Origin of the sequence: Erwinia sp. MYb416 (assembly GCF_037479575.1) — a bacterium.
Taxonomy (GTDB): domain Bacteria; phylum Pseudomonadota; class Gammaproteobacteria; order Enterobacterales; family Enterobacteriaceae; genus Erwinia; species Erwinia rhapontici.
In genome coordinates this window covers 1-3456 of record NZ_JBBGYT010000106.1, presented here as the reverse complement: position 1 = coordinate 3456, position 3456 = coordinate 1, and the positions used below count along the sequence as shown (strand labels likewise).

Annotated in this window: 3 protein-coding genes; all 3 read left to right on the top strand. The window is 54.9% G+C overall.

Going from position 1 to position 3456, the window contains the following annotated elements; genetic code table 11:
* A partial coding sequence (locus WH277_RS00960; RefSeq protein WP_339503847.1) for a PLP-dependent transferase occupies positions 1–701 on the top strand: 701 nt, incomplete at its 5' end.
* Complete coding sequence (gene dagF, locus WH277_RS00955) at positions 698–1438, top strand: 2-dehydro-3-deoxy-phosphogluconate aldolase (RefSeq protein ID WP_200641828.1); 741 nt, start codon at positions 698–700, stop codon at positions 1436–1438. The genes WH277_RS00960 and dagF, both read left to right, overlap by 4 nt.
* A gap of 99 nt (positions 1439–1537) precedes the next feature.
* Positions 1538–3448: a BglG family transcription antiterminator gene (locus tag WH277_RS00950; RefSeq protein WP_339456792.1), complete on the top strand. Its 1911-nt coding sequence runs from the start codon at positions 1538–1540 to the stop codon at positions 3446–3448.
* The last annotated feature ends 8 nt before the right edge of the window (positions 3449–3456 follow it).

The following is a 3456-nucleotide window of genomic DNA, read 5'->3' as shown; positions in this document are numbered from 1 at the left end:
CGCCTGAACAGCTCTCGGCGGCCATCACGCCGCAAACAGCCGCCATTCTCTACATCAAATCGCACCACAGCGTGCAGAAAAGCCATCTCAACGTCGAACAGGCGGCGGGGGTGGCACGCAAACATGGCGTTCCACTGATCGTGGATGCTGCCGCCGAAGAAGACTTACAAGCGTATTACGCACTGGGGGCTGACCTGGTGATCTACAGCGGCGCAAAAGCCATTGAAGGGCCTACCAGTGGGCTGGTAACCGGAAAAACGCAGTACGTCGAATGGGTAAAACGTCAGTCGCAGGGCATTGGTCGCGCGATGAAAGTCGGCAAAGAGGGCATCCTTGGGCTGACTCAGGCGATTGAAAATTTCCAGCGTCTGGAGAAGGTAACCGGGGCGCAGATGGTGGAAAAAATGACGCCATTTATCGACAACCTGAATCAGCTGTCCGGGATTCAGGCCCGCGTGGTGTGGGATGCGGCCGGGCGTGATATTGCCCGTGCGGAGATTCATTTTGACGAAGCGACTCTCGGGCGTACGACGGGGGAAGTGGTACAGGCACTTAAAACCGGCGATATCGCCATCTATTTCCGTGGCTACAAAGCCAACGAAGGGATTGTTGAAGTAGACGTGCGCAGCGTGTCTGCGGAGCAGCTGCACACTATTTTTGTCTGTATTCAGACGCTGTTAAACAAGGAGAAACGCGCATGACGCTGACACCAAAATTTTATCGTGACCGTGTATGCCTGAATGTACTGGCCGGCTCAAAACAGAACGCCCGTGATATCTGGCTGGCGGCCGAAGGCTACGTACTGGTAGGCGTGCTGTCGAAAAACTATCTCGATGTCGCGACCGCCGTGGCGGACATGCGTGAGTATGCCGCACTGATCGATAATGCGCTGTCCGTCGGGCTGGGCGCGGGCGATCCGAATCAGTCGCTGATGGTGAGTGCCATCTCCGCTGAAGTGCAGCCACAGCATGTTAATCAAGTCTTTACCGGCGTTGGCACTACCCGCGCGCTGCTGGGACAGTCGCAGACCGTGGTGAACGCTGTAGTGTCGCCAACCGGCCAACCCGGAAAAGTGAAAATCTCTACCGGACCACTGAGTTCACAGAGGGTAGACGGAATCATCCCGGTCGCCTCCGCGATTGCTATGCTGAAGGATATGGGCGGAAGCTCAGTGAAGTTTTTCCCGATGGGCGGACTGAAAGCTATCGACGAGTTTAAAGCAGTGGCAGAAGCCTGTGCAGACCAGGATTTCTGGCTGGAACCGACAGGCGGTATTGATCTGGACAACTATGAGACGATTTTGCGCGTCGCGCTGGATGCCGGTGTCAGCAAAATTATTCCGCATATCTACAGCTCCATTATTGATAGCACCTCCGGGCTGACCCGCCCGGAAGATGTGGCAACACTGCTGGCACTAACCAAAAAGTTAGTGGATTAATCTCGTCCTGACACCCCGGACTGTTCCGGGGTGTACTATTTTTTCGTCGAAAAATAAGTTAATTTTCCTTTTGGTGATCAGCTTAAAAGTGGTGCCCCCGTGAGATTCCCTAACCAACGACTGGCTCAGTTGTTTGATTTGCTGCAAAACGAAACGCTGCCGCAGGATGAGCTGGCGCGACGTTTCGCTGTCTCGACACGCACGGTGCGTACCGATATTCATGTCCTCAATGAACTGCTGGCCGATCACGGTGCCAGCCTGGTGCTGAATCGTGGTGCGGGTTATCGGCTGAAAATTGAGGATCTGCCGCGTTATACTGCGTTGCTAAAGCAGTCACCTTCCCATCTGCGCGTCCCACGCACGTCGTCGGAACGCGTGCACTACCTGCTTACCCGCTTTCTCACGTCGGCATTTTCCCTGAAACTGGAAGACCTGGCAGACGAGTGGTTTGTCAGCCGCACCACGTTGCAAAGTGATATGGCTGAAGTCAGGGAGTGGCTGGCGCGCTATCAGTTGGCGATTGAAACCAAGCCACGCTACGGCATGAAGCTGTTCGGGACAGAGGTAGCGATGCGCACCTGCCTCACGGACCTGCTGTATCAGATTGCACAGGAAGACATCGACAGCCCGCTGTTAAGGCTGGAGGCGTTGAACCGCGGTATGCTTGATACACTGCAACCGCTGCTGCAACAGTGCCTGTCGCGCTTTACGATCCGTCTGACCGATGAGGGGGAGTTTTATCTGCGCCTTTACTGTGCCGTGGCGGTGCGTCGCATTGGCGAAGGCTATCCGCTGACCGATTTCACGGCGGAGGATGTTGATGATGACGTGCGTGACGCGGCGCGCCATATCGTGAACCTGATGAGGCCGATGACGGGTAAAGCAATCTCTCCGGCGGAAGAGGCTTACCTGCGGGTAAATATCGCTGCCCGCCGGGTAGAGGACAGCGTGGCCAGCGTGATCAGCCCGGATGACGGCGACTCGCTGGTGGACTACATCCTCAGCTACATCAACACGCATTACAATTTTAACCTGCAAAACGATCCGCAGCTCCATGCCGACCTGCTGACGCACATTAAAACGATGATCACCCGCGTGCGTTACCAGATCCAGATCCCTAACCCGTTGCTATCAAATATCAAACAGCACTATCCGATGGCTTGGGATGTGACGCTGGCGGCGGTCTCCAGCTGGGGTAAATACTCGCCTTACACCATCAGTGAAAATGAGATCGGTTTCCTGGTGCTGCATATTGGCGTTGGGCTGGAACGCCACTACAACGTGGGCTATCAGCGCCATCCGCAGATCCTGCTGGTGTGCGATACCGGCAACTCCACCGTGCGCATGATCGAAGCCATGCTGCTGCGTAAATATCCACAAATTGTTGTGAGTAACATCCTCTCTCTGCGTGAATACGAACTGAAAGAGAACGTGGAGGAAGACTTTGTGATCTCCACGGTGCGTCTCAGTGATAAAGATAAGCCGGTGGTAGTGATGTCACCGTTTCCTACCGATTATCAGCTTGAGCAGATCGGCAAGCTGGTGCTGCTCGATCGCACCCGGCCTTACATGCTGGAGCGTTTCTTTGATGCCAGCCACTTCCTGATTCTCGATCGCCCGATGGATCGTTCTGCACTGTTCCGCCAGCTATGCGATCGGCTGGAAGAAGAAGGGAGGGTAGATGAAGCGTTTTACCCTTCGGTGGAGGAACGTGAGGCGATTGTCAGCACCATGCTGGGTGAGGGGATTGCGTTGCCGCACTCGCTCGGATTGTTGGCGAAGAAAACCTGCGTCTACACGGTGCTTGCACCTGAGGGCATTGCCTGGGGTGATGAAACCGCCTATGTGATTTTCCTGCTGGCAATCAGCAAAACAGAGTATGAAGAGGCGATGGCCATTTACGACCTGTTTGTGACCTTTATGCGCGAGCGGGCGATGACGCGACTACGAGAGAGCAAAGACTTTGCCAGTTTTAAAGCGGTAGCGATGGACTGCTTAAGCAGGTTGTAATGCGGTGG

Coding starts and splice junctions, on each gene's coding strand:
- dagF (WP_200641828.1), top strand. CDS start 698: ATGACGCTGACACCAAAATTTTATCGTGACCGTGTATGCCTGAATGTA.